Here is a 21,311-nt window from a genome sequence, read left to right on the forward strand (position 1 = left end):
CGCCCGCGCGCAGGGCGCCGCGTCAGCGTCGGGTCGGGGAGCCGGATTCCACGGCAGCGGTCGATGCGATGGCATGGCCACGCCTCAATGCACCAGCCGCAGCGGCTGGGCCGGCACCTGGCCGCCGCGACACTTGCGCACGCGCCAGGCGCCCTCCTCGCTGCGGTACTCCAGGCGCAGCGCGGCCGGCGAGGCGTTGAGCGCATGGCGCGCCTCGCGCAGGGCGAAGCCGCAGCAGTCGCCGCTGTCGGCGGCCACCTGCAGGCGGCGCAGCGCGCGCTCGTCGGCCGCCTGCGGCCAGCCCAGCACGGCCGCGCAGGCGCCGCTGCGCAGGCACTGCTCGAAGGCCCACAGCGCATCGCGCGGCGCCGCGTCGACCACCTCCAGCTGCGCCAGATCCACCCCACGGCCCTGCCAGGCCGGTGCGTAAGGGATGTACGGCGGGGCGATCAGCGCCACGCGCTCACCGGCGCTGGTCAGGCGCGCCAGCGTGGGCAGCAGCAGGGCGATCTCGCCGATGCCGTCGGCCGGCAGCAGCAGCTCGGTCAAGGCCTTGCGCGGCCAGCCGGCGGTGGGCAGCAGTGCGTCCAGCGCGGCATGGCCGGTGGGCTCGCCGTCATGGCGCGGGGCGCCGCCGCGCCCGGCCCGCCAGACCGTGCGCGCGGCCAGCAGCTCGTCCAGCGGCAGGCCCGGGGCCGGCACCGCCGACAACGCACGACGTGGCACCTCGGCCACGGCCTCAACCCCTGCGCACCAGGCCGCAGTACAGGCCTTCGATGGCGAAGTCCGCCCCGGCCGGCACCTCAATCGGCGCATGCGCCGGATTGCGCGGCAGCAGGCGCAACTGGTGCCTGCCCCGCTCCAGGCGCTTGATGGTCAACTCGCCCTCGATGCGCGCCACCACGATCTGCCCGTCGCGCGCCTCGGCGCTGCGATGCACGCCCACCAGGTCGCCGTCGAGGATGCCGTCGTCGATCATCGAATCGCCCTGCACGCGCAGCAGATAGTCCGGCCGCAGCGAGAACACGCCGGCATCCAGCAGCAGTTGTTCGTCCAGGCCGATATCCGCGCCGATCGGCACGCCGGCGGCGACCCGGCCCAGCACCGGCAGCGCCAGCAGCGCATCGCGGCGCGCGGCCTCGGGCAGCCGGATCCCGCGCTTCTGCCCCGCGCGCAGCTGGATCAGGCCCGCCTCGGCCAGCGCCTGGACGTGCTTGTGCGCGGCATTGCGCGAGGAAAAGCCGAATTCAGCCGCGATCTCCGCCAGGCTGGGCGCGTGACCGCGCAATGCCTGGGCCTTCAGATAGGCCAGGACGGCGGCGCGTTGAGGGGTCAGGGGGTCCATGGGTGGACATTTGTACACCTCTCGCGTCGCACGGGGCGAGATACGGCAAAGTCCTCGCTTGGCCTTGCCTTTCTATCCAAACCTATCGGAATATAACCATCGTTATAACCTCGAGCACACAACCATGAAGCTCAAGATCACCACCGTCGGCAATTCGGCCGGCGTCATCCTGCCCAAGGACCTGCTGGCCCGCCTGCGCCTGGAAAAGGGCGACACGCTCTACGCCCTGGAAACTCCGGACGGCATCAAGCTCACCGTCTTCGACCCGACCCTGGCCGCACAGATGGAAGTGGCCGAGCGGATCATGCGCGAGGACCGCACGGTGCTGCACAAACTGGCGCAGTGAGATGATCGTCCGGATGACCCGGGCCCTGGTGCTGGCCATCCACGACCGCCAACTGGCCGAGCACGGCGGCAGCGGCGGTGTGCGCGACGACGCCCTGCTCGATGCGACCCTGGCCCGCCCCCAGCAGCTGTTCGGCTACGGCGATCCACCTCCGGACCTGGCCGCGCTGGCCGCCAGCCTGGCGTTCGGGCTGGCCCGCAACCACCCATTCGTGGACGGCAACAAGCGCACCGCCCATGTCTGCTACCGCGTGTTCCTGGTCCTCAACGGCGTGGAGTTGCAGGCCCGCGACGAAGACAAGTACATCGCCATGCTCGGCCTGGCCGATGGCGCCCTGGCCGAAGCCGCCTTCGCCGACTGGATCCGCAAGCACCTGACGCCCAAGCCCGGCAGCCAGCTCCACGAGCCTGAGGCGCGTTACGGCGGTTGATGACCACGCAGTACCCGACCGTGGCGAGGCTCCGCGAAGAATGGATGGGGAATTCTTTGACTCTCGACCCGAAGTCTTCCGACGCCACGCACGAGGCAGCGCGCCGGCGGGCGGTGGCCGCGACGAGCGAGGTAGAAGCCGAGCGCCTTAAGGCAGGGCAGGATGCCCTGACCGAGGGAAAAGCGGACACCGGCCGCCGGACCGCTGCCGTTCCGAAGCCAGTAACGCCCACGCGTTGAGAGCGCCAGGAAATCCAACGTCTTCAGCCGTATGCGAGAAAGCCACTGGATGGTCAGACATGCGTCTGCCGAAAAGCACTTCCCGCCTTCGCGGGAATGACGGTAGGGAGTTTGCAGCGGAACTCAGCCGCCGTCGGCCAGTTCCAAGCCAGAGGGCGCTTCCGGTACCACCTGCAATCCATCGCACGCCAACGCCAGCAGAAAGGCATCGGGCAAGGCCAGCTTCCCGAACAGGCCATGCTGAAGGCCGCTGAGCACGCGCAGCATGTGGCCGCGCCCGCCTGGCATCCGGCCCAGCCGGAGGAAGGCGAGATCGCGCAGCTTGGCCACCCGGTCGCGGTCGGACTGGAACAGCGGCGTCAGCCAGCGGCTCCAGAACTGATAGAGGCCCACATGCGCGCGGCGGCGCTGCTGATAGCGGGCCAGCGCGGCGGGAAGGTCGGCTTCGGCGCGCAAGGCATCGCGCAGCGCGGCGGCATCCATCAGCGCCATGTTGACGCCCTGCCCCAGCTGCGGACTCATCGCGTGCGCCGCATCGCCCATCAGCAGCAGACGGTCCCGATGCCAGGTGTGGACCACGGCATCGCGATAGCCAGCGCGCGCCAGCTGGCCACAGGCCTCAAGCGGGTGCAGTCGCGCATCGGCCTGCGGCCACAGCGCCGCGACCTCCTGCCGGAAGGCCGGCATCCCCGCCTGCTCCCAGGCCGCGAATCCATCGGCCGGCAGGCTCCAGAAGAAGCTCAGGCGCGGCGTGTCATCGCCCGGACGCGTCCCGACCGGCAGCATGCCGATCATCTTGCGCGCGGCCACGTAGCGCTGGCGCAGCTCATGCGGCCAGGCCCAGTCGTCCTGCGGCACCAGGCACCACAGCGCGCCCCACGGATAGGCGGCCTTCGAGCGCACGCCCTGCGTGTGCCGGCGCAGCGCCGAGCCCGCGCCATCGGCGGCGATCACCAGATCGAACGGCCCATGCCACTGGCCCGAGGCCTCGCGCACGCGGCGCGTGTCCTGGCTGATCTCGACGATGCGCGTGCCGCAGTGCACGCCGCCGTAGCCGTCCCACGCCTGCGCCAGCAGCGCGAACAGCGCCCCGCGCTGCATGCCCAGCCCGAACAGACGCCGATCCAGATGCGCATAGCGCATGTCCATGACCGCGCGCCCCGCCGGCGTCTCGCCATACAGACGATCGATGCGGCGCCCATGCGCCAGGGCCTGCGGCAACAGACCCATCTCCCACAGCACCTGCAGCCCCGTGGGCTGCAGCAGGAAGCCGGCGCCCACCGGCCCCAGCACCGGCGCCTGTTCGAAGACATGCACCTGATGCCCGTCCGCGGCCAGCAATGCGGCCGCCGCCTGGCCGGCGGTGCCATAGCCGATCACCGCGATCTGGTGCCTGTTCCCTGGCATGCCCCACTTTCCCGACGTGCTTGGTGCCCGCGATCATCGCATGCGGGCATGCGCGCCGGATCAGCTCACGTAGATGCTCTTGATGTTGGTGAACTCGTGCATGCCGTGGTTGGCCAGTTCGCGACCGAAGCCCGAGCGCTTGGTGCCGCCGAACGGCAGGCGCACGTCGGACTTGACAATGGCATTGACGAAGGCCGCCCCGGACTGCAACTGCTGGGCCACGCGCTCGCCACGCGCGGCATCGGCCGTCCACACGCTGCCGCCCAGGCCGAAACTGGTGTCGTTGGCCACGCGCACGGCCTCGGCCTCGTCGTGCACCCGCAGGATGCTGGCCACCGGACCAAACAACTCCTCCGCGTAAGCCGGCATGCCAGCCTTGACGTGATCCAGGATGGTTGCGGGGTAATCGGCATGGCCGGGCCCGGGCTGGCCGCCGAGCAGCACGGTGGCGCCATCGGCGACGCTGGCAGCAACCTGCTTGTGCAGTTCGTCGCGCAGATCCTGGCGCGCCATCGGCGCCAGCGTGGTGGCCTCGTCGTTGGGATCGCCGGTGCGCAGCTGGCCGGCGGCCTCGACGAAGCGCTGCACGAAACGCTCGGCGATCGCATCGACCACGATGAAGCGCTTGGCCGCGATGCAGGTCTGGCCGGCGTTGTCGAAGCGGCCCTTCACCGCCGCGGCGACCGTCTTGTCCAGGTTGGCATCGTCGAGCACCACGAAGGCATCGCTGCCGCCCAGCTCCATCACGCACTTCTTCAGCACGCTGCCGGCGGTGGCGGCGATGGAGCGGCCCGCGCGCTCGGAGCCGGTCAGCGTGACCGCGGCCACGCGCGGATCGCGGATGACCTGGGCGGCCTGATCGTTGTCGATGTGCAGCACGCCGAACACGCCCTCGGGCACGCCGCCGGCGCGCAACGCCTCGGCGATGGCATCGGCGCAGCGCGGCACGTTGGTGGCGTGCTTGAGCAGCGCGGTGTTGCCGACCATCAGGGTCGGCGCCAGGAAGCGGAACACCTGCCAGATGGGGAAGTTCCACGGCATCACCGCGAACACGCAGCCGATCGGTTCGTAGCGCACGTAGCTGGAGCGCGCCTCGGTCTGGATCGGCTCGGGCTTCAGGTAGTGCGCGGCGTGGTCGGCGTAGTAGTCGCAGGCGTCGGCGCACTTGTCGACCTCGGCCAGGGCTTCCTTCTTCAGCTTGCCCATCTCGGCCGTCATCAGCGCCTGGAAGGTCTCGCGCCGCTCGCGCAGCGCCGCGGCGACCGCATGCAGGACGTCCGCCCGCGCCTCGATGGAGCGCTGGGCCCATTCGGGGAACGCGGCCTGGGCCGCGTGCAGCGCCGCCTCCACGGTGTTGGAGCCCATCAGCGTCTGACGGTGCTCGATCTGGCCGGTGTAGGGATTGGGGACTTCAGTAGACATGCGCGACTCCGCGAAGCATCAAGACAGCACGCCATCATCCGCCGATGCGCGTTACCCAGCCGTCGCCGCTGCTTCGCTCCGCTCCTGGTGGGAGCCGCCCATGCCCCGCAGGGCCGCGACCGCGCCCCCCCCAGCCCCCCCGACCCCGCGGCCCCGGCCCCTGCGCGGCTCCCACCCAGCCCCCCATGACTTAGCCCCCCGCGACTCAGCGCGCCGCGATGCCCGGCTGCGGTGCGTCCTGCCAGCCCAGGCCCAGGCTCTTCTGCAGGGCCACGTAGTCCACCAGCAGCTGCACCTGCGCCTGGGCCGCGCTGTCGCGGGCGCTGCGCTGCTGGCGCTGCACGTCCAGCAGGTCGATCTGCGAGGAGGCGCCCGCCGCGCGTCGCTGCTGCATCAGCACGGCGGCGCGGTCGGCCGAGGCCTGGGCCTGCACCGCCACCAGCAGCTGCTGGCGCGCCGAGCCGAAGTTGGACAGCGCGGTGTTGGCATCCTGCAGCGCGGCCAGCACGGTGTTCTCGTAAGCGGCGGCGCGGCCTTCGGTGCCGGCGCGGGCCTGGGCGACCTGCGCCTTGATGCGGCCGAAATCGAAGATCGACCAGCGCAGGAACGGCGCCACCAGCGTGGCGGCCGAATCGGCATTGAGCTCGCTGGGCTTGGTCGCCACCGCGGCCAGGTTGCCCATCAGCGTGACCTGCGGGAAATAGCCCGACAGCGCCTCGCCGATCTGGGCGTTGGCGCCGGCCAGCTCGCGCTCGGCCTGGCGCACGTCCGGGCGACGGCGTATCACAGCAGCCGGGTCGTCCACCTTCACCTGCGCCGGCAGCGCCGGCAGCGGCACGACCGGCGCCAGGCGCGCATCGAGCGAACCGGGCACCTGCCCGACCATCAAGGCCAGCTGGTCCAGCGCCTCGCTGCGCTGGGCCTGCAGCGGCAGCAGCCGCGCCTGGTCCTGCTGCAGCTGGCCACGGGCGCGTTCGACCTGCAGGTCCGAGTCCGCCCCGTGCGCGCGGCGCTGGGTGGTGAGGTCCAGCGCCTGCTGCGCATCGCGCACGGCGTCCTGGCCCAGGGCGATGCGCGCCTGCAGGCCGCGATAGTTGAGATAGACCTGCGCGATCTCGGCGGCCAGGCGCACCTGCGCATCGGCCAGCTGCGCCTGCGCGGCCTCGGCCTGCGCCGCGGCGCCTTCGGCGGCGCGACGGCGGCGGCCGAAGAAGTCCAGCTCCCAGCTGGCGTCGAAGCCGGCCAGGTACAGATCGCTGTCCAGATCGAGGTCGCGCGCCGCCTGTTCGACCGCCGCACCGGTGGCCGGGTCGGTGGCCTGGGCGATGCCGGCGGCCCCGTCGCGGATGTCGTGCTGGATCGAATCCGGCGCCTTGACGTGCGCGTAGGCCCCGATCGCGCCGACCTGCGGCAGGCGTTCGGCGCGGCGCTGGGCGAACAGCCCGCGCGAGGCCTGCACCCGCGCATCGGCCGCGCGCAGGTTGGGGCTCTGGCGCAGCGCGGTGTCGATCAGCCAGTCCAGCTGCGGATCGTGCAGTTCGCGCCACCACTGGCTGGGCGGCGGCGCGCTGACCACCCCCGCCGCGTCGGCGCGATGCAGGCGCGGCGCCTGCACGGCCTCGGGCGCCACCTCCGGGCGTACGTAGTCGGGGCCGAGCACGCAGCCGGCCAGCAGGGCCGGCACCAGCACGGTCAGGGATGCGCGCGCGGCGCGGCGGGCGTCAATGCATCGCAAGTTGCGTCCCCTTGGGCAGCGGTTTGAGCAGGAAGGCCAGCGGGATCGAGCACACCACGATGACGCCGAAGATCCAGAACAGGTCGTTGTAGGTCATCACCAGCGCCTGCAGCTGCACCATCCGCGCCAGGGCGCCGATGGCCTGCATCGCGGCATCGCCACCGGCGGCATGCAGGGCGCCGGTGAGCTGGTGCACGTAGTCCTGGCCCAGCGGCGAGTTGGCCGTGACCGAGCTGCCCAAGACCTGGGTGTGATAGGTCATGCGCCGCTCCTGGAAGGTGGAGATCAGCGCCAGGCCGATCGAGCCACCCAGGTTGCGCGCGGCGTTGAACAAGCCCGAGGCATCGCCGGCCAGGTCCTTGGGCACCGAGCTGATCGCCGCCTGGTTGAGCGCCATCATCGCCAGCGCCAGCCCGCAGCCCTGCAGCAGCTGGCCGGCGACGAAGGTCTTGCCCACGCTGTAGGAGGTCAGGTCGATATTGATGAAGCACGCCGCGGCGAAGCACAGCAGCCCGCCGATCACCAGCACGCGCACGTCCACCGTGCCCAGCAGCTTGGGCATGAACGGCATCAGGATCACCGTGGGCACGCCGCCCAGCAGCAGCACATAGCCGGACTGCTCGGTGTTGTAGCCCGAGACCATGGCCAGGAACTGCGGGATCATGTACATCACGCCGAACAGGATCATGCCCACCGCGAGCATCATCACGAACACGGCGCTGAAGCTGCGATTGAGCAGCACCTTGAGCTGGATCACCGGCTCGTGCCGCAGGAACTGGGTCGCCAGCAGCGCGGCGAAGCCCACCAGCGACAGCGCCGACAGCCACAGGATGAATTCCGATTCGAACCAGCGCTCGCGCTGCCCCTCCTCCAGCACCACCGTCAGCCCGCCCAGGCCGGCGGTCAGGCCGAAGATGCCCAGCCAGTCGGCCTCCAGCAGGCCGGCCCAGCGCGCCTGCTCGTGCTGCAGCCCGAGCAGCAGCAGCGCCACCAGGCCCGCGCACACCGGCACGTTGAGGAAGAAGGCGTAGTGCCAGCTCACGTTCTCGGTCAGCCAGCCGCCCAGCAGCGGGCCGATCACCGGTCCCATGATCACCGTCATGCCGAACAGCGCCGTGCCCATGGTCTGCTGCGACGGCGGCAGGCGCGTGGCGACGATGGTCAGTGCGGTGGGGATCAGCGCACCGCCGGCGAAGCCCTGGCCGACGCGGCCGACGATCATCATCGGCAGCGAGGTCGACAGCCCGCACATCACCGAGAACGCGGTGAAGGCCAGCGCGCAGATCAGCAGGAAGTTGCGCAGCCCCAGCGTGCGCACGAACCAGCCGGTCAGCGGAATCATCACGATCTCGCTGACCAGATACGCCGTGGAGATCCACGTGCCCTCGGTGCCGCTGGCGCCGACCTCGCCCTGGATGGTCGGCAGGGCCGCGTTGACGATGGAGATGTCCAGGGTGGCCATGAACGAGCCGATCGTGCCGGCGGCCACCGCCAGCCACGCCCCGGCGTCGGCCTTCTGCGCGCCGGCCGGCCGAGCGCCCACGCTGGCGCCGGTGGCGCTCACGGCTTGGAGGTGTCCCGGGCGTCGAGACGGTCGGCCTCGTCCTGCGCCTGGTCCTTGGCGCCCTTGGCCGAACGCGTATCGACCGTGGCGGTCACCGACATGCCGGGCACCAGCACCTTGCGCGCCTGCTCGCCGGCGTCGACGCGGATGCGCACCGGCACGCGCTGGACGACCTTGGTGAAGTTGCCGGTGGCGTTCTCCGGCGGCAGCAGCGCGAACTGCGAGCCGGTGCCGGGCGACAGGCTCTCCACGTGGCCATGCAGGGTCACCCCCGACAGCGCGTCGACCTCGATCTCGACCGGCTGGCCCGGGCGCATCAGCCCGACCTGGGTCTCCTTGAAGTTGGCCGTCAGGTACAGCGACTCCACCGGCACGATGGTCATCGTGCGCGTGCCGGCGGCCAGGAACTGGCCGACCTGCACGGTGCGATCGCCCACGCGCCCGTCGATGGGCGCCTTCAGATGCGTATCGCCCACCGCCACGTTGGCCTGGTCGACATTGGCCTGGGCCTGCTGCAGCCCGGCCTTGGCCTGCTCCAGCTGCGCCTCGCCCGCGGCGATCTGGCTCTGCGCGCCGACGATCTGCGCCTGGGCGGCATCGAACTGCGCCTGGGCCTGATCGCGCTGCTGGCGCAGGCTCTCCAGATGCTCGTGGGTGTCGGCACCGGAGGCGGCCAGCGGCGTGAAGCGCGCCACCTCGGCCTTGGCGAACTTCAGCTGCACCTGCGCCGAGGCGGCCTGGCTGCGCGCCTGCACCAGCTGCGCGCGATGGCCCTCGATGGCCGCCTGCGCGGCGGCGATGTCGGCCTGGCGTACGGCCACGGCGGCCTGGGCCTGCTCCAGCTGCGCGGTGTAGGTGCGGCCATCGATCTCGATCAGCGGCTGCCCCGCCTTGACCCAGGCGTGGTCCTCGACCAGCAGCTTGGTGACATAGCCGTTGACGCGCGGCGCCACGGCCACCGCGTCGGCCTGCAGATAGGCATCGTTGGTCTCCTGCAGATAGCGCCCGATGAGCAGGTGATAGATCAGCCAGACGATCAGCGCGATCAGCACCACCACGCCGATGAGGATCAGCGTCCAGCGCACCTTGGGATTCTTCAGCGGCGAAGGCTTGGGCGGATCCTGCCGGCCCTGCGGATCGTCCCCGTCGGCGGGGGGCTGCGCACGGCCGTCCTGGCCGCGGTCGGGATCGTCGTGTTGGCTCAAGGCAGGTTCCTGCGCGCGAAGGTGGGGGCCATGCCCCAGCGCTTGTGCCCGCGATCTGCGGCGCAAGCGTTCGGGGCCATGCACGTCTGCGTGGAGGCTAGAGCACCGGGGCCTCACGACGCCGTGAAAGTGAAACCCGCAGTCCCACTTACTGTCAACTCCGCCCGTGGTCCCCACCCTGCAGCGCCAGCTGCCGGTCCCGCTTGCGGCGCTGTTCGCCGCGCGACATCAGCCACCAGCCCAGGCACGCGCACAGCGACACCGCCACGATCATCAGCGTCGCCAGCGCATTGATCTTGGGGCTCAGCCCCAGCCGCACCGAGGAGAACACCTTCATCGGCAGCGTGGTCGAATCGGGGCCGGAGACGAAGCTGGCGATCACCACGTCGTCCAGCGACAGAGTGAAGGCCAGCAGCCAGCCCGAGACCAGCGCCGGGGCGATGATCGGCAAGGTGATCAGGAAGAACACCTTGACCCGGTTGGCGCCCAGGTCCATCGCCGCCTCTTCCAGAGACCTGTCCAGCTCGGCCATGCGCGAGGACACCACCACGGCGACGAAGGCCAGCGAGAAGGTGGTGTGCGCGATCCAGATCGAGACCATGCCCTTGGGCTGGAAATGGAACACCTCGCCCAGCGAGACGAACATCAGCAGCATCGACAGGCCGATGATCACATCGGGCATCACCAGCGGCGCGGCGATCAGCCCGCCGAACAGCGTCCTGCCCGGAAAGCGGCGCAGGCGCGTCATCGCCAGCGCGGCCAGCGTGCCCAGCACCACCGCGGCGGTGGCCGTCCAGAAGGCGATGCGCAGGCTCACCCAGGCCGCCTCCAGGATCGACGCGTCGCCCAGCAGCTCGCCATACCACTTGAACGAGAACCCCGCCCACACCGTGGCCAGCCGCGAGCGGTTGAAGCTCCACAGCATCAGCAACAGCACCGGCAGATAGAGGAACGAAAAGCCCAGTCCGAGCACGATCCGGGCGGGCCAGCGCGCGCGACCAGCCGCGCTCACGTCAGCCTGCCCTCGAGCTGGCGCTGCTGGACGCGGTGGAAGATCAGGATCGGGATCATCAGCAGCGCCAGCATCGCGATGGCCACCGCCGAGGCCAGCGGCCAGTCGCGGTTGGCGAAGAACTCGTTCCACAGCACCCGGCCGATCATCAGCGTGTCCGGGCCGCCGAGCAGCTCGGGGATCACGAACTCGCCCACCGCCGGGATCATCACCAGCATGCAGCCGGCGACGATGCCGGCGCGCGACAGCGGCAGAGTGATCCTGACGAACGCCTTCCACGGACGCGCGCCCAGGTCGTAGGCCGCCTCGAGCAGCCGCGGGTCGTGCTTGACCAGGTTGGTGTAAAGCGGCAGCACCATGAAGGGCAGATAGCAGTAGACGATGCCGATGTAGGCGGCCAGCGGCGTGTACAGGATCTGCCGGCCCTCGATCCAGCCTATCGCCTGCAGCGCATCGATCACGCCCAGCTGCTCCAGCAGCCGTCCGACCGGCCCGCTGCTCTTGAGCAGGCCGATCCAGGCATAGACGCGGACCAGGAACGAGGTCCACGACGGCAGCACCACCAGCATCACCGCGATATGGCGCGAGGCCGGCGGCAAGCGCGCGATGACATAGGCCATCGGATAGCCGATCAGCAGCGCCAGCAGCGTCGCGATGGCGGCGATCTTCAGCGAGCTCAAGTAGGCGGCGATATAGCCGTTGCGCAACGCACCCAGCTGCAGGTAGTTGGACAGGTCCAGCCTGAGCGCGACCTGCGCACCGTCCATGTCCAGGATCGACGTGTACGGCGGCATGGCGATGGCCAGCCTGGCGAAGGAAATCTTCAGCACGATCAGGAACGGAACGGCGAAGAACACCAGCAGCCACAGATACGGCAGGCCGATCACACCCCAGCGCGGGCCGGGCGTGCGCTGGCGCAGCCGCGTCAGCCAGGCCGGCGCGCTCATTGGGTCAGCACCACGCCATCGTGGTCGCCCCACCACACCCAGACCGGATCGCCCCAGGTCAGGCCCTCGCTGGCCCAGCGCTGCACGTTGGCGAAGTGCGCCAGGACGACCAGACCGCTGGGCAGCCTGACGTGATAGACCGAGTGACTGCCGTAGTAGGCGATGTCCTCGATCACGCCGCGGGCCTTGTTGTACGGCTGCGTCGGTTCCTCCTTGCCGATGCCCAGCTTCTCCGGCCGCACGGCGAAGCACACCGCCTGGCCTGCGAAGCCGGAAATGCCGTGGCCCACATAGATGTCGGTGGCCAGCTGCGGCGCACGCAGGGTGACGAATTCGGCGTGGTCCTGGTCGATCACCGCCTCGATCATGTTGACCGAACCGATGAAGCCGGCGGCGAAGCGGCTGGCCGGCTGCTCGTAGATCTCATCGGGCGTGCCGACCTGGCGGATGCGGCCGGCCTCCATCAGCGCGATGCGGCTGGCCATGGTCATGGCCTCTTCCTGATCGTGGGTGACCATCACGCAGGTCACGCCGGTCTTCTCGATGATCGACACCAGCTCCAGCTGCATCTGCGTGCGCAGCTTGCGGTCCAGCGCGCCCATCGGCTCGTCCAGCAGCAGCAGCTTGGGCCCCTTGGCCAGGCAGCGCGCCAGCGCCACGCGCTGCTGCTGCCCGCCGGAGAGCTGGTGCGGCCTGCGCCTGGCCAGGCCGTCCAGCCGCACCAGCGCGAGCATCTCCTCCACGCGCCGGGCGATCTCGCGCTTAGGGATGCGGTCCTGCTTGAGGCCGAAGGCGATGTTCTGCTCCACCGTCATGTGAGGGAACAGCGCATAGGACTGGAACATCATGTTGATCGGCCGCTCGTACGGCGGCAGCGCGCCCAGCTCCTGGCCATCGAGGAAGATCCTGCCGGCGCTGGGCGTCTCGAACCCGCCCAGGCAGCGCAGCAGCGTGGACTTGCCGCTGCCCGAGCCGCCCAGCAGGGCGAAGAGCTCGCCCTTGCGGATGGACAGGTCGATCTCGTCCACGGCCAGGACGCCATCGAAGTCCTTGCGCACGCCCTCCAGGCGCAGGTAGCCCTCCGCCCCCGGCGCAGGGCCGGATCCCGACGCGACCACCTGCTGTTCCCCTGCCGCCATCTCGCTGCCTTCGTCGCTGTTGGATGCCTGCGCGGTACCGGCCGCCGTGGGTGGATCATGCGGGCGACGGGCGGATCACGCCTGGATTCTGCCGCAGCGCCGCGCCGCGATGCAGGCCGGGCGCCCCGCCTCGCCGCCTAGCGGCCGGTCTTCAGATCGGTCCACAGCCGGGTGTACTGCTTGTCCACCTCCGGCGGGATGATGGCGAAGGTGAACAGCTTGGCTTCCACCTCCGGCGGCGGATAGATCGTCGGGTCGGAGGTGATGGCCTTGTCCATCAGCGCCTTGGCCTTGGGCACCGCGTTGGGATAGCGGACGAAGTCCGAGTCGCTGGCCATCACCTTGGGGTCGAGCAGGTAGTTGATGTAGGCGTAGGCGTTGTCCACGTTCCTGGCGTCCTTGGGGATGGCCAGCATGTCGAACCACAGCGGCGCGCCTTCCTTGGGGATCGAATAGGCGATATGCACGCCGTTGCCGGCCTCGGCCGCGCGCTCGCGCGCCTGGATCACATCGCCCGACCAGCCCACCACCAGGCAGGTATCGCCATTGGCCAGCGCATCGATGTAGGCGGAGGAATGGAACTGGCCGATGTACGGGCGGATCGTCTTGAGCAGCGCTCCGGCCTTGTCGATGACCTGCGGGTCGGTGCTGTTGGGGTCTTCGCCCAGGTAGTTGAGCGCGATCGGGATCAGCTCGGACGGGGTGTCCAGGAAGGTGACGCCGCAGTCCTTGAGTTTGGCCAGGTTCTCCGGCTTGAACACCAGATCCCAGCTGTTGGTGACCTCGGTATTGCCGAAGGCCGCCTTGACCTTGTCCACGTTGTAGCCGATACCGGTGGTGCCCCACATATAGGGCACCGCGTACTGGTTGCCGGGATCCTGCTTGGCGATCTTCTGCATCATCTGCGGATCGAGGTTGGCCAGGTTGGGGATCCTGGCTTTGTCCAGCGGCTGGAACACGCCGGCCTGGATCTGCCGTCCCAGGAAGTTGAGCGTGGGCACCACCACGTCGTAGCCGCTGGCGCCGGCCAGCAGCTTGGCCTCCAGCACCTCGTTGCCGTCGAACACGTCGTAGGTCACCGAGATACCGGTCGCCTTCTCGAAGTCGGCATTGGTGTCCGGGGCGATGTAGTCCGACCAGTTGTAGACGTTGACGTTCCTGGACTTGCCGCCGCCCGCCTCGCCCGACGCTGCCGCGCCGTCCCCGCCGCCGCAGGCGGCCAGGCCGGCCATCGCCATCATCATTCCGAACACCCGCAACTTCATCGCCACTCTCCACACGGATCCGCCGCCGCGGCGGTCGTTGGTCAGACTGTACCCGTCGCAGCCTGCGTGCGGCCCGGGTTGATGGGCTGTCCTGACCGGCATCACGCCTCAGATCCCCAGCGCCGCGGCGGTATCGTCCAGCGCCTTCCAGGCCTTGTCGAACAGTTCGTCCACCTGTGCGCGGTCGATCACCAGCGGCGGTGACAGCAGCATCGCGTCATAGGTGGCACGCAGGATCAGCCCGTGGCGCAGCGCGTTGTCGCGACACAGCGCCCCCACCTTGCCGCGTTCCTCGAACAGGGTGCGCCGGCCCTTGTGCGGGACCAGCTCCAGGGCGCCCATCAGGCCGACGATGCGCGCCTGGCCGACCAGCCGGTGCTCACCCAGCTCCGCCCAGCGCTGGGCCAGATACGGCGCGATGTGATCGCGCGCGGTCTCGACGATCCGCTCCTCCTGCAGGAGGCGGATGTTCTCCAGCGCCACCGCCGCGCACACCGGATGGCCCGAGTACGTCGCCCCGTGCGCCAGCTCGCCGCCCTGCGCCTTCAGCACGCCGGCCACGCGCTCGCCGAACATCGCCGCGCCCAGCGGGATGTAGCCGGAGGTGATGCCCTTGGCGATGGTCATCACATCGGGCCGGAAGCCGAAGGTCTGCGCGCCGAACCATTCCCCGGTGCGGCCGAAGCCGGTGATCACCTCGTCGGCCACCAGCAGCACGTCGTACTGGCGGCAGATGCGCTCCACTTCCGGCCAGTAGGTGCGCGGCGGGATGTACACGCCGATCGCGCCCATCACCGGCTCGCCGATGAAGGCGGCCACGCGCTCTGGCCCCAGTTCGAGGATCTTGTCCTCCACCCGGCGCGCGGCGAGCAGGCCGTATTCGTCCTCGGACAGCTCGCCGCCATCGTGGAACCAGAACGGCGGATCGACATGGAGGATGTCCGGGATCGGCAGGCCGCCCTGCCCGTGCATGCTCTTCATCCCGCCCAGGCTGGCGCCGGCCACGGTGGTGCCGTGGTAGCCGTTGTGACGGGCGATGAAGACGTTCTTGCGCGGCTGGTCCTGCACCGCCCAGTAGTGCCGCACCAGGCGCAGGATGGTGTCGTTGGCCTCGGAGCCGGAGTTGACGAAGAAGGCGTGATCCAGGTCGTACGGCGTCAGCTCGGCCAGCTTGGCGGCCAGGCGGATGGTCGGCTCGGTGGTGCACTGGAAGAAGCTGTTGTAGTAGGCCAGCTGCTCCATCTGCCGCGCGGCGGCCCGGCCCAGCTCGGCGCGGCCATAGCCGATGTTGACGCACCACAGCCCGGCGAAGGCGTCGAGCAGCTTGTGGCCTTCGGCATCCCAGACGTAGCAGCCCTCGCCGCGGGTCAGGATGCGCGTGCCCTTGGCGGCCAGCGCCGCGTTGTCGTTGAACGGATGCAGATGGTGGGCGGCATCGAGGTCTTGCAGGGTGCGGGCTTGGTGGGCATCCATGGACTTGTGCTTCTCGCTTGTTACACAGTGGCGGTCGTACTTGCGTTGGTTTCTCTTAGCGGCGTGGATCAGCCCATAAGGCCATCGTTTCCGCGACCTAAAAACCGTCATTCCCGCGAAAGCGGGAATCCATGGACCTTCGCGCGCAAAGCCCATGTCCACGGGGGTCACCGCTTTCGCGGGGACGACAACGGGGAATCATCGGCAGCTTCAACAGCGCCACCGCGTGGCACGCGCCTAGACATTCAACAGCAGAAACTCCCGCTCCCACGAACTGATCACCCGGAAGAACGTCTCGTACTCCTTGCGCTTGACCGAGATGTAGGCGCGCACGAAGCGCTCGCCCAGCAGCGCCCGCAGCGGCGCGCAGCCTTCCAGCTCGTCCAGCGCCTCGCCCAGCGAGCGCGGCAGCTCGAAGCCGATGTCCTGCGCGCTGCTGGCCAGCGGCCTGGTCGGCTGCAGCTTCTCCTGCAGCCCCAGCAGGCCGCAGGCCAGGGTCGCCGCCATCGCCAGGTAAGGATTGGCATCGGAACCGGCGAAGCGGCTCTCCACGCGCGTGTTCTCCAGCGTGTCCTTGGGCACGCGCAGGCCGCAGGTGCGGTTGTCGTAGCCCCACTGCACATTGATCGGCGCCACCTGGCCGATGGCCAGGCGCCGGTAGGAATTCACGTTGGGCGCGAAGAAGGCCATGGTCATCGGCGCGTACTTCTGCAGCCCGCCCATGTAGTGCAGGAAGGTCTTGCGCTCCTTGCCCAGCTCCTTGCCGGCGAACACGTTCGCGCCGGTCCTGCGATCCAGCAGGCTCTGATGGATGTGCATGGCGCTGCCGGGTTCGTTCTCCATCGGCTTGGCCAGGAAGGTGGCGTAGATGCCGTGCCGCAGCGCGGCTTCGCGCATGGTGCGCTTGAACAGGAACACCTGATCGGCGCGGCTGAGCGCGTCGGCGTGAGTGAAGTTGACCTCAAGTTGCGCCGCCCCGGATTCGTGGATCAGCGTGTCCACGTCCAACTCCATCGCATCGCAGTAGTCGTACATCAGGTCCAGGATCGGGTCGAACTCGTTGACCGCATCGATCGAGTACGACTGGCGCGCGGTCTCCGGCCGGCCCGAGCGCCCCGCCGGCGGCAGCAGCGGGAAGTCCGGGTCGGTGTTCTTCTGCACCAGGAAGAACTCCAGCTCCGGGGCCACCACCGGCTGCAGGCCGGCCTCCTCGTAGGCCTTGAGCACGCGCCGCAGCACGTTGCGCGGGGCCAGATCGTGCGGCTCACCGTCCTTGGTCCAGCAGTCGTGGATCACCTGCGCGGTGGGATCGGCCGCCCACGGCACCATGCGCACGGTGCCCGGGTCCGGGCGCAGGAACATGTCCGAGTCCGAGGGGCTGGTCAGCTCGTAATAGTCGTCAGGATAGTCGCCGGTGACCGTGGTGGCGAAGATGCCCTCGGGCAGGCGCGTGCCGTAGTCGTGGCTGAACTTGTCGGCCGGGATGATCTTGCCGCGCGCGATGCCGGTGATGTCCGGCACCAGGCACTCGACCTCGGTGATGCGCCGCTCCTTGAGCCAGCGCCGCAGGGAATTGTCGGCCGGCTCGGCGGGCGTATCGGGTTGGGTCTTGCGGCGGCTCATGCGAAGGCGACCTCCTGGCGGCGGGCGGCGCGGGCACGGCAGGCCTGGCCGAAGGCATGGAAGATGCCGGCGTAGAACGGCTGCTCGGTCACCCGCCACTCCGGATGCCATTGCACACCGAGCAGAAAACTCGCGCCTTCGTGGCGAAAGGCCTCGATCAGGCCGTCGGGCGCGGTCGCCTCGATCACCAGGCGCTTGGCCAGGCGGCGCACGCCCTGGCCATGCAGCGAATTGACCCACGGCGCGGCTTCGCCGAAGGACGCCAGCAGCCCGCCCGGCGCCAGTGTCACCGGATGGGCCGGGCCGTACTGCACCTCCAGCGGCGCGCTCGTGTCCTCGCGATGATCCATCAGCCCCGGCACCGCGTGCACCTTCTGGTGCAGCGTGCCACCCAGGGCGACGTTGACTTCCTGGAAGCCGCGGCAGATCGCCAGGATCGGCACGCCGGCCGCCAGCGCCGCGCGCACCAGCGGCAGCGTGGTGCCGTCGCGCGCCGCATCGTGCGGGTTGCCTTCCCAGCTCGGTTCGTCCGAATAGTGATGCGGCTCGATGTTGCTGACCGCGCCGGTCAGCAGCAGGCCATCGACCGTGTCCAGCAACACCTCGAGCGGCAAGGCCGGCGTCAGCGATGGCCACAGCAGCGGCACGCAGCCGGCGCCCTCGACGAGCGCGTGCAGGTACTTCTCGCCCACCATCAGAAAGGGATGCGATCCGATCGGTCTGCGGTCGGTCGGCACACCGACCAGCGGCGGTCTGGCCATGCAGGACGACTCCTCAGGGCGTTGAAGCAAGCTAGCGTGGCCGTTTTATTTTTACAACACGCACCGCGTGCGAGCCGCCAGTTGCTGTCCTGCAGGCCAGATTCATGAACTCGCGTGGCGACGGCGTTGAGTATTCTTGACAACAACGCGCCTGCTAGGCTGTCTCCAACGCCGCCAAGAGCCCGCCATGACCGCCCTGTCCGACGCCCGCGATGCCGCCACCCTGGCCGCCCTGCCGGACCTGGAGGCCATCGACCTGCTGCTGCCGGACATGAACGGCCTGCTGCGCGGCAAGCGCGTCACGCGCCAGGCGCTGGACAAGGTGTTCGCCGATGGCATCTGCCTGCCGATGTCGCTGATCGCCACCGACATCACCGGCAACACCGTCGAGGAAACCGGCCTGGGCTACGACATCGGCGACGAGGACCGCATCTGCCGGCCCGTGCCCGGCTCGCTGCGGCCGGTGCCGTGGACGCCGCGCCCCACCGCGCAGCTGCTGCTGGCGATGGAGGACGGCGCCGGCGGCCTGTTCGAGGCCAATCCGCGGCAGGTGCTGGCCCGGGTGGTGCAGCGCTTCGCCGACCTCGACCTGACCCCGGTGGTGGCCATCGAGCTGGAGTTCTACCTGTTCGACCGCCTGCCCGATGCGCACGGCCGCCCGCAGCCGGCGATCAACCCCAACACCGGCACGCGCAACACGAGCACGCAGGTCTATTCGATCGAAGACCTGGACGACAACCGCGATTTCATCGATGCGGTCGCGTCCGTGTGCCGCGCGCAGGACATCCCCGCCGACACCGCCGTGGCCGAATACGCGCCGGGCCAGTTCGAGATCAACCTCAGGCATCGCGCCGACGCGCTGCAGGCCTGCGACGACGCGGTGATGCTCAAGCGCGCGATCAAGGCCGTGGCACAGCAACAAAGCCTGCAAGCCAGCTTCATGGCCAAGCCGCTGGTCGACCAGGCCGGCAGCGGTCTGCACGTGCACGTGAGCCTGCTCGACGCGCAGGGCCGCAATGTCTTCGCCGGCACCGCGCAGGCGCCGGCCGCGCCGCTGCTGCACGCCATCGGCGGCCTGCAGGCCAGCGCGGCCGACACCATGCTGCTGTTCGCCCCGCACGCCAACAGCTACCGCCGCTACGTGCCCAACGCCTTCGTCCCGCTGGGCCGCAGCTGGGGCTACAACAACCGCACCGTGGCCATGCGCATCCCGCACAGCGATGCGGCTAACACGCGCATCGAGCACCGTATCGCCGGCGCCGACGCCAATGTCTACCTGGCCTGCGCCGCGGTGCTGGCCGGGATGCTGTATGGACTGGAACGCCGCCTCGATCCCGGCCCGCCCATCGTCGGCAACGCCTACGCCCAGACCGAGCAGCACAGCCCGCACTGGCGCGGTTCGATCGAGGATTTCCTGGGCAGCGCCTTCATCGCCGAACATTTCGGCGAACGCTTCCGCCACCTCTACGGCCAGCAGAAGCGCAAGGAACAGCGCAGCTTCGACACCCAGGTCACCGACCTGGACTACGCCTGGTACCTGCGTGCGGTCTGAGCCCGGCATGCCCGGCGCCTACCCCGACAGCTGGTACGCGGCCAGCACCACGCCCCTGCCCGCCCAGCCCGCGCTCGAAGGGCGCATCGACTGCGATGTCTGCATCCTCGGCGCCGGCTACACCGGCCTGTCCGCGGCGCTGGAGCTGGCCGAGGCCGGTTATCGCGTAGTGGTGCTGGAGGCGCAGCGGATCGGCTGGGGCGCGTCGGGCCGCAACGGCGGCCAGGCCATCGTCGGCTTCGGCTGCGGCGAGGAAAAGCTCGAGGCGCTGGTGGGCCTGGACGACGCGCGGCGCATGTTCGATCTGTCCCGCGAAGGCCTGGCCTGGCTGCACGCGCGGCTGTCCCGACACGGCATCCAGGCGCACTGGCGCCCCGGCCACGCCACCGTGCCGCTGAAAGCCCGCCAGCAGCGCGAAGTGCAGGCCATGGTCGAACGCTTCCACACCCACTACGCCCATCCGGTGCAGTGGTGGGACCGCGACCGCCTGCGCGCCACCCTGGCCAGCGAACGCTACCTGGGCGCGCTCTACGATCCGATCAGCGGTCACCTGCATCCGCTGGCCTATGCGCTGGGCCTGGGACGCGCGGCGCTGGACGCCGGCGTGCGCATCTTCGAGACCAGCGCGGTCACCCGCCTGCAGCGCGGCGCGCGGCCGGTGTTCAGCACGGCACGCGGGCAGGTGCACTGCGACTTCGGCGTGCTCGCCGGCAACGCCCTGCTGCACGGCATCGCGCCGGAACTCGAGGCGCGGATCATGCCGGTCGGCACCTACATCGCCGCCACCGCCCCGCTCGGCGAGGAACGCGCCCGCGCGCTGATCGGCAACGACATGGCCGTGGCCGACACGGCCTGGGCGCTGGACTACTACCGCCTCAGCCACGACCACCGCCTGTTGTTCGGCGGGCGCGCCAGTTACTCCGGGCGCCCCCCACGCCATCTCGCGGCGATCATGCGCCAGCGCATCGCAGGGGTGTTCCCGCAGCTGGGCGAGGTCGCACTGGATTACGTCTGGGGTGGCCTGGTGGACATCTCGCGCAACCGCGCCCCGCACTGGGGGCGCCTGCAGCCCAACCTGTATTTCGCGCAAGGCTTCTCCGGCCACGGCGTGGTCGCCACCGGCCTGGCCGGCAAGCTGATCGCCGAGGCCATCGCCGGCCAGTCCGCCCGCCTGGATCTGTTCTCCAGGATCCGGCACGCGCCCTTCCCCGGCGGCCAGGCGCTGCGCACGCCGCTGCTGGTGGCGGCGATGAGCTGGTACAAGCTGCGCGACGCGCTGTGGTGACCGCCCGACATTGACTGCGATCAATGCCGCCGCGATCGGCCGATGCCAGCCTGCGGGCATGGGGCCCCAGGGCCCGCAACCGCACGGGACACGCGATGGCACTTCTGATCTGGCAGGACGATCTGGACACCGGCATCGGGGTGATCGACCAGCAGCACCGGCGCATCGTCGAGATGATCAACACCCTGCATCAGACCCAGCAGCAGGGTCAGCGGCTGGCCGTAGGTGAAGTGATCGCCGAACTGGTGGACTACACCCTCTCGCACTTCGCCTTCGAGGAAGAGCTGATGGAGGAAGCCGGCTATCCCTTCTGCGCCGCGCACAAGCGGGTGCACGAGGTGTTCACCCGCCGCGTCAGCGAGTACCGCCTGCGCTTCGAGGCGGGCGAGGACGTCACCGAGGAGCTCAAGCAGATGCTGGCGCGCTGGCTGTTCAACCACATCCGCAGCGACGACAAGGCCTACTCGGACAGCGTGCGCCGGCACCTGGACCAGTTCAGCCGCCATCACCAGCAGGGCGGCTGGCTGGCGCGCACGATGGCGCGCCTGTTCCGCTGAAGGC

The 21,311-nt window shown here is 69.7% G+C and carries 19 protein-coding genes; 5 read left to right on the forward strand and 14 right to left on the reverse strand.

Features of this window, described 5'->3' with window-relative positions:
* Nucleotides 1-84 precede the first annotated feature (84 nt).
* Complete coding sequence (imuA, locus tag WFQ05_RS09745) at nt 85-735, reverse strand: translesion DNA synthesis-associated protein ImuA (RefSeq protein ID WP_235871605.1); 651 nt, start codon at nt 733-735, stop codon at nt 85-87.
* A 4-nt stretch (nt 736-739) separates the two neighbouring features.
* On the reverse strand, nt 740-1,345 hold the full coding sequence (gene lexA, locus WFQ05_RS09750; protein ID WP_337053646.1) for a transcriptional repressor LexA: 606 nt from the start codon (nt 1,343-1,345) through the stop codon (nt 740-742).
* Nucleotides 1,346-1,469: 124 nt separating this feature from the next.
* Between lexA and WFQ05_RS09755 the strand changes: the two genes are divergently transcribed.
* Entirely contained in the window at nt 1,470-1,691 is a 222-nt protein-coding gene (locus tag WFQ05_RS09755; protein WP_130517776.1) for an AbrB/MazE/SpoVT family DNA-binding domain-containing protein, read from the forward strand.
* 1 nt (nt 1,692) lies between these two features.
* Entirely contained in the window at nt 1,693-2,121 is a 429-nt protein-coding gene (locus WFQ05_RS09760) for a type II toxin-antitoxin system death-on-curing family toxin (RefSeq protein ID WP_337053647.1), read from the forward strand.
* Nucleotides 2,122-2,483: 362 nt separating this feature from the next.
* Here WFQ05_RS09760 and WFQ05_RS09765 read toward each other — a convergent pair whose 3' ends face one another.
* From WFQ05_RS09765 to WFQ05_RS09820, 12 genes are all read right to left on the reverse strand, one after another.
* A complete protein-coding gene (locus WFQ05_RS09765; protein ID WP_337053648.1) occupies nt 2,484-3,767 on the reverse strand; it encodes an NAD(P)/FAD-dependent oxidoreductase in 1,284 nt (427 codons plus the stop codon).
* Nucleotides 3,768-3,827: 60 nt separating this feature from the next.
* Complete coding sequence (locus WFQ05_RS09770) at nt 3,828-5,189, reverse strand: NAD-dependent succinate-semialdehyde dehydrogenase (protein WP_337053649.1); 1,362 nt, start codon at nt 5,187-5,189, stop codon at nt 3,828-3,830.
* Nucleotides 5,190-5,394: 205 nt separating this feature from the next.
* Complete coding sequence (locus tag WFQ05_RS09775; RefSeq protein WP_337053783.1) at nt 5,395-6,915, reverse strand: efflux transporter outer membrane subunit; 1,521 nt, start codon at nt 6,913-6,915, stop codon at nt 5,395-5,397.
* Nucleotides 6,911-8,488 (reverse strand): MDR family MFS transporter, encoded by a 1,578-nt coding sequence (locus WFQ05_RS09780; RefSeq protein WP_337053650.1) that lies wholly within the window; start codon nt 8,486-8,488, stop codon nt 6,911-6,913. The genes WFQ05_RS09775 and WFQ05_RS09780 overlap by 5 nt, the downstream gene beginning before the upstream one ends.
* On the reverse strand, nt 8,485-9,693 hold the full coding sequence (locus WFQ05_RS09785; RefSeq protein ID WP_337053651.1) for an HlyD family secretion protein: 1,209 nt from the start codon (nt 9,691-9,693) through the stop codon (nt 8,485-8,487). The genes WFQ05_RS09780 and WFQ05_RS09785 overlap by 4 nt, the downstream gene beginning before the upstream one ends.
* Before the next feature lie 154 nt (nt 9,694-9,847).
* Nucleotides 9,848-10,705, reverse strand: a complete 858-nt coding sequence (locus tag WFQ05_RS09790) for an ABC transporter permease subunit (RefSeq protein ID WP_337053652.1) — start codon at nt 10,703-10,705, stop codon at nt 9,848-9,850.
* Entirely contained in the window at nt 10,702-11,652 is a 951-nt protein-coding gene (locus WFQ05_RS09795; RefSeq protein ID WP_337053653.1) for an ABC transporter permease subunit, read from the reverse strand. Before WFQ05_RS09795 ends, WFQ05_RS09790 begins: the two co-directional genes overlap by 4 nt.
* Nucleotides 11,649-12,791 (reverse strand): polyamine ABC transporter ATP-binding protein, encoded by a 1,143-nt coding sequence (gene potA, locus WFQ05_RS09800; protein ID WP_337053654.1) that lies wholly within the window; start codon nt 12,789-12,791, stop codon nt 11,649-11,651. The genes WFQ05_RS09795 and potA overlap by 4 nt, the downstream gene beginning before the upstream one ends.
* 137 nt (nt 12,792-12,928) lie before the next feature.
* A complete protein-coding gene (locus WFQ05_RS09805; protein WP_337053655.1) occupies nt 12,929-14,056 on the reverse strand; it encodes a polyamine ABC transporter substrate-binding protein in 1,128 nt (375 codons plus the stop codon).
* Between the two features lie 108 nt (nt 14,057-14,164).
* The gene (locus WFQ05_RS09810; RefSeq protein WP_337053656.1) at nt 14,165-15,529 is read right to left on the reverse strand and encodes an aspartate aminotransferase family protein; all 1,365 of its coding nucleotides are present in this window, start codon (nt 15,527-15,529) and stop codon (nt 14,165-14,167) included.
* Between the two features lie 237 nt (nt 15,530-15,766).
* Complete coding sequence (locus WFQ05_RS09815) at nt 15,767-17,152, reverse strand: glutamine synthetase family protein (protein WP_337053657.1); 1,386 nt, start codon at nt 17,150-17,152, stop codon at nt 15,767-15,769.
* Nucleotides 17,149-17,913: a gamma-glutamyl-gamma-aminobutyrate hydrolase family protein gene (locus WFQ05_RS09820; RefSeq protein ID WP_337053658.1), complete on the reverse strand. Its 765-nt coding sequence runs from the start codon at nt 17,911-17,913 to the stop codon at nt 17,149-17,151. Before WFQ05_RS09820 ends, WFQ05_RS09815 begins: the two co-directional genes overlap by 4 nt.
* Nucleotides 17,914-18,100: 187 nt before the next feature.
* On the opposite strand from WFQ05_RS09820, the gene WFQ05_RS09825 reads away from it, so the two are divergent.
* From WFQ05_RS09825 to WFQ05_RS09835, 3 genes are all read left to right on the forward strand, one after another.
* Nucleotides 18,101-19,465, forward strand: coding sequence for a glutamine synthetase family protein (locus WFQ05_RS09825; protein ID WP_337053660.1), 1,365 nt, complete (start codon nt 18,101-18,103; stop codon nt 19,463-19,465).
* Nucleotides 19,466-19,472: 7 nt separating this feature from the next.
* Nucleotides 19,473-20,750, forward strand: a complete 1,278-nt coding sequence (locus tag WFQ05_RS09830) for an FAD-binding oxidoreductase (RefSeq protein ID WP_337053662.1) — start codon at nt 19,473-19,475, stop codon at nt 20,748-20,750.
* Nucleotides 20,751-20,845: 95 nt separating this feature from the next.
* Nucleotides 20,846-21,307, forward strand: a complete 462-nt coding sequence (locus tag WFQ05_RS09835) for a bacteriohemerythrin (protein WP_130531624.1) — start codon at nt 20,846-20,848, stop codon at nt 21,305-21,307.
* The last annotated feature ends 4 nt before the right edge of the window (nt 21,308-21,311 follow it).

The organism is Pseudoxanthomonas sp. USHLN014 (assembly GCF_037153335.1).
In the GTDB taxonomy this organism is placed as follows: Bacteria; Pseudomonadota; Gammaproteobacteria; order Xanthomonadales; family Xanthomonadaceae; genus Pseudoxanthomonas_A; species Pseudoxanthomonas_A winnipegensis.

Excerpts from the sequence above, each read along its gene's own strand:
- WFQ05_RS09795 (WP_337053653.1), bottom strand. The coding sequence starts at position 11,652 with ATGAGCGCGCCGGCCTGGCTGACGCGGCTGCGCCAGCGCACGCCCGGC.
- WFQ05_RS09825 (WP_337053660.1), top strand. The coding sequence starts at position 18,101 with ATGACCGCCCTGTCCGACGCCCGCGATGCCGCCACCCTGGCCGCCCTG.
- WFQ05_RS09820 (WP_337053658.1), bottom strand. The coding sequence starts at position 17,913 with ATGGCCAGACCGCCGCTGGTCGGTGTGCCGACCGACCGCAGACCGATC.
- lexA (WP_337053646.1), bottom strand. The coding sequence starts at position 1,345 with ATGGACCCCCTGACCCCTCAACGCGCCGCCGTCCTGGCCTATCTGAAG.
- WFQ05_RS09815 (WP_337053657.1), bottom strand. The coding sequence starts at position 17,152 with ATGAGCCGCCGCAAGACCCAACCCGATACGCCCGCCGAGCCGGCCGAC.
- WFQ05_RS09755 (WP_130517776.1), top strand. The coding sequence starts at position 1,470 with ATGAAGCTCAAGATCACCACCGTCGGCAATTCGGCCGGCGTCATCCTG.
- WFQ05_RS09835 (WP_130531624.1), top strand. The coding sequence starts at position 20,846 with ATGGCACTTCTGATCTGGCAGGACGATCTGGACACCGGCATCGGGGTG.
- WFQ05_RS09805 (WP_337053655.1), bottom strand. The coding sequence starts at position 14,056 with ATGAAGTTGCGGGTGTTCGGAATGATGATGGCGATGGCCGGCCTGGCC.
- potA (WP_337053654.1), bottom strand. The coding sequence starts at position 12,791 with ATGGCGGCAGGGGAACAGCAGGTGGTCGCGTCGGGATCCGGCCCTGCG.
- WFQ05_RS09760 (WP_337053647.1), top strand. The coding sequence starts at position 1,693 with ATGATCGTCCGGATGACCCGGGCCCTGGTGCTGGCCATCCACGACCGC.
- WFQ05_RS09765 (WP_337053648.1), bottom strand. The coding sequence starts at position 3,767 with ATGCCAGGGAACAGGCACCAGATCGCGGTGATCGGCTATGGCACCGCC.
- WFQ05_RS09770 (WP_337053649.1), bottom strand. The coding sequence starts at position 5,189 with ATGTCTACTGAAGTCCCCAATCCCTACACCGGCCAGATCGAGCACCGT.
- WFQ05_RS09810 (WP_337053656.1), bottom strand. The coding sequence starts at position 15,529 with ATGGATGCCCACCAAGCCCGCACCCTGCAAGACCTCGATGCCGCCCAC.
- WFQ05_RS09830 (WP_337053662.1), top strand. The coding sequence starts at position 19,473 with ATGCCCGGCGCCTACCCCGACAGCTGGTACGCGGCCAGCACCACGCCC.